The 4,671-nt window shown below is 70.9% G+C and carries 4 protein-coding genes; 1 reads left to right on the forward strand and 3 read right to left on the reverse strand.

The window, feature by feature from the left end:
- Positions 1-35 precede the first annotated feature (35 nt).
- The gene (gene trpS, locus FDZ70_06525; protein TLM76518.1) at positions 36-1,055 is read right to left on the reverse strand and encodes a tryptophan--tRNA ligase; all 1,020 of its coding nucleotides are present in this window, start codon (positions 1,053-1,055) and stop codon (positions 36-38) included.
- An 89-nt stretch (positions 1,056-1,144) separates the two neighbouring features.
- On the opposite strand from trpS, the gene FDZ70_06530 reads away from it, so the two are divergent.
- On the forward strand, positions 1,145-1,423 hold the full coding sequence (locus FDZ70_06530) for a hypothetical protein (protein TLM76521.1): 279 nt from the start codon (positions 1,145-1,147) through the stop codon (positions 1,421-1,423).
- Between the two features lie 528 nt (positions 1,424-1,951).
- Here FDZ70_06530 and FDZ70_06535 read toward each other — a convergent pair.
- Both FDZ70_06535 and FDZ70_06540 read right to left on the reverse strand, forming a co-directional pair.
- Positions 1,952-2,617, reverse strand: a complete 666-nt coding sequence (locus FDZ70_06535; GenBank protein TLM76519.1) for a site-2 protease family protein — start codon at positions 2,615-2,617, stop codon at positions 1,952-1,954.
- Between the two features lie 17 nt (positions 2,618-2,634).
- The coding region (locus tag FDZ70_06540; GenBank protein ID TLM76520.1) for a CBS domain-containing protein at positions 2,635-4,671 on the reverse strand (2,037 nt) is incomplete at its 5' end.

A 4,671-nucleotide genomic window follows, 5' to 3' on the forward strand; every position in this document is an offset into this window, starting at 1 on the left:
ACCGAGACCTTGTACGCCATCGCCTGCGGGCCGTCCTACTCGTCGCGCTCGACATGCACGAGACGGCGGCACTCGTCGACCACGCCACGCGTGACCGGGCGCGCCTTGGCGGCGCCGGCCTCGAGCACCTCCCACGCGTAGCCGGGCCTCGCGGCCAGCGCTTCACGCCTCCCGCGGAAGTCCGCGAGGTACACCACGAGGTCCTCGGCCATCTTGGTCTTGTGTGCCACACAGCCGCACTCAGCGATCCGGCAGCACGCGTCCCACTGCGCTATCTCGGCCGCGTCGGGCGACACGAGCTTGTGGATGGCGTGCAGCGGGCAGATGTCCGGGTCACCAGGGTCGGTCTTGAGCTTGCGTGCCGGGTCCGTGACCATCGCGTGCACCTTCGCGGTGATCTCCTCGGGCGTGTCCGCGATGTAGATGGCGTTGCCGTACGACTTGCTCATCTTCCGGCCGTCGGTGCCCGGCACGCGCGCGCCCTCCTTGGGCACGATGGCCTGCGGCTCGACGAGGTAGCCGGTGCCGTCGGCGCCGCCTCCGTACGCCGAGTTGAACCGCCGCACGACCTCGCGCGTCAGTTCGAGGTGCGGCAGCTGGTCCTCGCCCACCGGCACTGCGTCGGCCAGCACGATGGCGATGTCGGCGGCCTGCAGCAGCGGGTAGAGGAAGAACCCGACGTTGCCCAGATCCTTGTCGGTGATCTGCTCGCGCTGCTCCTTGTAGGACGGCACGCGCTCGAGCCACGGCATCGGCGTGACCATCGAGAAGTACAGCGTGAGCTCGGCGACCTCGGGCACGTCGGACTGGCGGTAGATGGTGCACTTCTCCGGGTCGAGGCCGGCCGCCAGCCAGTCGAGGACCTGCTCTTCCGTGAAGCGCCGGATCTCGTGCGTGTCGGCCCACATCGAGGTCATCGCGTGCCAGTCGGCGACGAAGTAGTACGCGTCGTACTCGTCCTGGAACGCCAGCATGTTCTGCAGGTTGCCGAACCAGTGGCCGAGGTGGAGCTTGCCCGTGGGGCGGTAGCCGGTGAGTATGCGCTTGCGTGTCATGCCGAAACGAGGCTCCTCAGGCGGGGTCGGGTGCGGTTCATGATAGCGCAGGGTGCGGGCGGCGCCTCACCAGCCGATGAACCCCTGGTATGGCTCGGTGCCGAGGTACTCGAAGGTGCCGGCTTCCGGATCCTCGTAGAAGATCGCCGCCTGCACGCCGACATCCCCGCCGGCGTCGAACGAATCGCCCTCGACGTGTCGGCCCTCGACCACGGACCACAGCCTCGACGTCGCGTAGCCCTCGTCGCCGATCGTCAGCGTGGCCGGCAGGGACCCGCTGTCCATCATCATGGAGTCAGACGTGTAGCGAGCCAAGCCGCCGAACGGCGCGTCGGACACCTTGCCGTACGCCGCGAGCAGGACCTTGAACTGCGCGGCTTCCATGCGGTCCGACATCGCGCTCTTCGGAGGCACCAGTCCGGGCACGGGCATGCCCATCGAGGCGTCGGGCATGACGTTCGCGCAAGTCACGTCGATGCCTCGGATGCGGTATTCGACCGCGTACGCCCGCTCGTTTGACCCGTCGGCCATCGAGAACGGGAACGGCGCGCCGTACGAGACCTTCACGCTCCGCACGCTGACCGACTCGACGTCGGTCCCGTACGCCGTCCGGATGTCGCGCTCGATGCTCGCCGACTCATCGCTGCTCTCGTCCTGACTGCGCATCATCTCGTCGAAGAAGCCGTAGTCCACCACGATCGACGCGACACCGCAGCACTGCGCGGCCAGCAACAGCGCCACCAAGACCGTCAGCACGACCAGCCAGCGACGCGCGACCCGGTCCTTGACCGGCTTCGGCCCGGCCACGGCCCCCGGCTCCGCCGGCGCCGGCACGTCCTCGACGGTCGCGTTCTCCTCGGCCTGTGTCATCGACACGACTCCCCTCTCGTTGAGACCTACGCGGCCACACCCGTGAGCAGCCTCATCAGCGGCACGACGGTCCACTCCATGTACACGTGCAGCGGATCGAACCCGAGGAACCGCGGCGCGAAGAAGAGCAGCCCGAACAGGATGAGGAAACCGTACCGCTCCCACTGCGCGTAGGTCCGCATCGCGCGGTCCGACAGGAACAGCGGCAGCACGCGCGAGCCGTCGAGCGGCGGCAGCGGGATGAGGTTGAACGCCATCAGCACGAGGTTGACCATCGCGAAGTCGTAGATGGCCAGGAGCACGAAGCCGCCGATGTCCTCCCCGAGCAGCGCTGCCGGGAACTGCCCGGCGCGGAACGCCAGACCGGCGGCGACCGCGAGCGCGAGGTTGGTCGCGGGCCCGGCGATGCCGGTGAAGAACATCCCGCGACGGCGGTCGGCGAAGTACATCGGGTTGACGGGCACGGGCTTGGCGTACCCGATGCCGAACCCGAACATCAGCGTCATCAGCAGCGGGAGGATGACCGTCCCGAACGGGTCGACGTGCTTGAGCGGGTTCAGCGACAGGCGGCCGGCGTTCTTGGCCGTCGGGTCGCCGAGCAAGTACGCGACGTAGCCGTGGCTCACCTCGTGCAGCACGATGGCGGGCACGAGCAGCAGGAATACCCCGAACTTCTCGAGCAGGTCGATCACGCGGATGCGGTCCTTCGCTAGGAGGGGCGGCCGAGTGTGCGCTCGGCGATGCGCTTGAGGTTCGCGAGCTCGGCGGTGCGGCCCACGGCTCGTCCGTCCAGCCGGTCGGCCAGGGCCTGCGCGAGTATACCAGCGAAGGCCGCGGACGGACGGTAGCCGAGCGCGAGCAGGTCGTCGCCGGTCACGGCGGCCTTCACCGGCGCGACGACGCGCAGGTAGCGCTCGATGCGCTCGCGCGCGGGCTTGCCCCCGACGGCCCACAGGTAGACGAGCGTCTCGGCAGGCATCGCGTGCAGCGCCGCGCGCAGGCGGCTGTCGCGCATCCCCCGCCGGTCCGACAGCGAGCGCAGCGCCGCGCCGCCCCGCTCGGCGGCGACGAGCACGCCCTCGCCGTACTCGCGGCCGAAGCGCAAGGAGCGCAGCCAGCGCTCCGCGGCGGCGCGCGTGGCTCCGTGCGTCACGGCCACCGCCAGCGTGGTGCGCCTGCGCGGGACCCGGCCCATCAGCGGCGCGAGGCGCTTCAGCGCGCGCTCGGTCGCCCCGACCGTCTTCACTGCGGCCGCCGGCGCGCAGCCCTCAGGAACGAGCAGCGCCATCGCCCCGAGCGTGTCGAGGCGCTCGAGCGCCTTCGCGCAGCCGTCCTCGTCGAGGATGTCGAGCATCTCCTCGCGCAGGCGCGCGCCCGACACCTCGTCGAGCATCCGCATCTCGATCGCCTCGCGGGCGAGCTGAAGCGTGGTCGGCTCGACGTCGAAGCCGTAGCGCTCGGCGAAGCGCGCGCACCGCAGCACGCGGGTGGGGTCCTCGACGAACGACAGCGAGTGCAGCACCCGCACCACACCGCGCTCGAGGTCCCGCAGGCCGCCGAAAGGATCCGTGACCTGGCCGAACGTGGCCGGGTCGAGCTCGACCGCCATCGCGTTGATCGTGAAGTCGCGCCGGAAGAGGTCCTGCCGAAGCGACGAGCGCTCCACGGTTGGCAGAGCGCCGGGGCGCGTGTAGTACTCGCTGCGCGCGCTCGTGATGTCGACGTGCAGCGTCTTGGACAGCACGAGCACCGCGGTGCCGAACCTTCGGTGCACCTTCACGCGCCCGCCGAGCCTGGCGGCGGCCTCCTCGGCGAATGCGACGCCGTCGCCCTCGACGACCACGTCCACGTCGAGGTTGCGCCGTCCAAGGAGCATGTCGCGCACGAACCCGCCGACCACGTGGGCGCGCAGGCCCCGCGTCTCGGCCAGCGCCCCGATCGCGCGCAGCGCGTCGCGCACGTCCGCGGGCAGGAGCGAGTCGACCGACTGCAGGAAGCGCCGCGACGACTCGGCCCGCGCGGTCGGCACGGCGCGGTCGAGGTAGTGCTCGCCGTGCTCGGCGCGCAGGAGGTCCTTGCGCGTGACGATCCCGGCCACGCGCCTGCCCTCGAGGACCGGCACGCGGCCGATGCCCTCGCGAGCGAGCAGCCGCTCGAGGTCCGCGAGCCCCATGTCGGGCGTGACGGTGACGATGTCGCGCGCCATGAAGCCGGAGACGGGCGCGTGGTCGAGGCGGTGGCGGACCGCCTTGTCGACGTCCTTGCGCGTCACCAGGCCCGCGATCCTCCCCTTCTCGACCACGGGAAGCCCGCCGTGCCCCCAGCGGCCCATGATCTCGGCCGCCTCGCGCATCGTCTGCTCCGGCGTGACCGTGCGGACCGGGGCGGACATGATGTCGGCCGCCGTCACGGGCGGGCGCAACTCGGCCTCGAGCGCCTCGGTGAGCGCCTTCGCCGCCTCCTCGGGCGTGACGTCCTTGAGCGCGGCGGATGCGGCCTGCGGGTGACCGCCGCCGCCCAGCCGCGTGAGCACCGCGCCCACGTCCACCTCGGCGATCCTGGACCGCCCGACCACGTGCGTGCGGTCGCCCATGCGCACGATCGCGAACGCGACCCGGTGCCCGAGGTCCTCGACGATGTGGTGCGCGACCACGCTCGCCGAGTCCACGTACTCCTCGACGGTGGCGGGCGCCACCGCCACGCGCTGGCCTTTGACCTCGAGGATCTCGAGCGACGCGGTGAGCTG

The sequence above is a fragment of the Actinomycetota bacterium genome (assembly GCA_005774595.1).
Lineage (GTDB): Bacteria > Actinomycetota > Coriobacteriia > Anaerosomatales > D1FN1-002 > D1FN1-002.

Bases quoted from the DNA above. Each gene is read 5' to 3' on its own strand.
- trpS (TLM76518.1), bottom strand. From the start codon at position 1,055: ATGACACGCAAGCGCATACTCACCGGCTACCGCCCCACGGGCAAGCTC.
- FDZ70_06530 (TLM76521.1), top strand. From the start codon at position 1,145: ATGGCTCGGTGCCGAGGTACTCGAAGGTGCCGGCTTCCGGATCCTCGT.